At 50.3% G+C, this 1,157-nt stretch carries 2 protein-coding genes; both read left to right on the top strand.

Annotated features, from left to right (window positions below; translation table 11 throughout):
* On the top strand, window positions 1-392 hold a 392-nt coding region (locus tag ACXRVY_RS30515; RefSeq protein WP_458239140.1), incomplete at its 5' end, for a tyrosine-type recombinase/integrase.
* 33 nt (window positions 393-425) lie between these two features.
* On the top strand, window positions 426-1,037 hold the full coding sequence (locus ACXRVY_RS30510) for a hypothetical protein (RefSeq protein ID WP_223462677.1): 612 nt from the start codon (window positions 426-428) through the stop codon (window positions 1,035-1,037).
* Window positions 1,038-1,157 lie beyond the last annotated feature (120 nt).

The raw sequence follows: 1,157 nt of genomic DNA, 5'->3' as shown, positions 1-1,157 counted from the left end.
ACTGTGCCCGGCAGGCTGTCCTGGTGCGCGACATGAAAAACCCGGGGCAGAAAATTGGCAACGACGTGTGGTGCCATCTGCCTGACGAAGCCTGGGCGATCCTGCACACCATGCCTAAGGTGGAGAGGGAGATCTTTCCCTACAATGCCAAGTCAGTATCAGCGTCCTTTACGCGGGCCTGCCCGCTGCTGGGGATTGAAGACCTGCACTTCCATGATCTGAGGCACGAAGGGGTGAGCCGGTTGTTTGAGTTGGACTGGGACATTCCGAGGGTGTCGAGTGTTTCGGGTCACAGGGACTGGAACTCGTTACGTCGATACACGCATCTGCGGGGGCGAGGCGATCATTATAAAAATTGGAATTGGTTGAAGCGGGTTCTAGCTCAGCCGTGAGGTCAGATTTGTTTTGTGCTCTGGGAGGGGATAATGCTGGATATGGATGCGCGGAAGCTCACGGCTTTTTTTCGAAACAACTTTGTGAGTTTGTTGATCGTTTCGATCGGCTTTGCGGGGTTCGGGTACAAACTATGGGAGGTGCATCAGGCCCAGGAATACGAGGCGAAAGTTTTAGCAAGCAAGCTAGTAGCCATCAATGATTTGATGGTCGTGTTCGAGAAGGACAAGGCGAGCGTGGCGGTCGAACAAGCAAAGCGCGATTTAGAGCTACAAAAAAGAGAGTTTTTGGTTGGGCGTGCAGAATCGGAAGTAGCCAAACAACAGCTGGATATTGCTTATCGAGAGAAGACGGTTATCGAGTCGACTCAGCAGTTAAAGACAGTGCAACAATCGCTCAGCAAGGAGCAGCAGGTAGCTGATGCGGAGGATAGGATTCAAAAAGTCATCTTTGAGTTTTCCGAGCTAGGAGTGAACCTTAATGACAATTATCGCTGCTTGGATGGCGGGCCATTGAGAAGATATAACTCAGCCAAAGCCAAGTTTTTACAGATATATTCGTTAGTCAAAGCCAATTCATTAGACGCAAAGTACGTAGATTTCATCCGGCAAAATATGCCTCAAAAAGACTGGTATGGGTGTTAAGCAAGGGGTGCGAAATTGCACTCCACTTGACCACCCGCTTGCATTCGACCTGACCAGTCATTTGCATTCGTTCTGACCACCGATTGCATCGGATGTGACCCGATTGCATCGGATGTGACC

The sequence above is a fragment of the Pseudomonas sp. P5_A2_2 genome (assembly GCF_054177685.1).
The sequence above is the reverse complement of the archived record's forward strand: the minus strand, read 5'-3'. Positions and strand labels throughout refer to the sequence as shown.